Genomic DNA, 638 nt, shown 5'->3' with positions numbered 1-638 from the left:
ATGGATAACCATATGGATCATAGCATGCACGATATGGGCGATGACGCCACCTCCATGCATCATGCTCAATAATTTCTAACACATAATTTGAGTACTGCGTTCACTTTACCAAGCGTACAAAAACCCCTTAATATCAAAAATGATATTAAGGGGTTTATTGGTTAAATGATATCCATTTGTAATAATTATTCCTGCCACTGTTCAAGCGTAAACTTGGTCTCTAAATGCTTCTCTAATGCTGGTATATTAAATGCGTCATCTTCACTGACAAAGCTAATGCTAATGCCTGTCTGCCCAGCGCGTCCCGTACGACCAATACGATGGACATAATCATCTGGTTGATCCGGCAAGGTATAGTTGACGACATGACTGATATCATCGACATGGATACCGCGCCCTGCAACATCTGTCGCCACTAAGATAGACGCGTGACCATCTTTAAAACGCTGCAAGTACTTCTCACGTTTTTGCTGAATCACATCACCTGAGAGCATAACAATCTTATGTGCTTGACGCAGTTTATGATAGAGACGCTTGACTTGATCTTTGCGATTGGCGAATACAATGACCTTTTCAACAGCCTCATCACTAATAATACGCTGCAGGGCTTCGAGTTTTTGATCTTCTGTCAGTAAGTA

1 protein-coding gene is annotated in these 638 nt (G+C 41.5%); it reads right to left on the bottom strand.

Annotated elements, in window-relative coordinates:
* Positions 1-185 precede the first annotated feature (185 nt).
* The coding region (locus ACS8FC_RS18535) for a helicase-related protein (protein WP_439297871.1) at positions 186-638 on the bottom strand (453 nt) is incomplete at its 5' end.

Source organism: Psychrobacter sp. 1Y4 (assembly GCF_051847555.1).
This window is presented reverse-complemented; position numbering and strand designations above follow the sequence as displayed.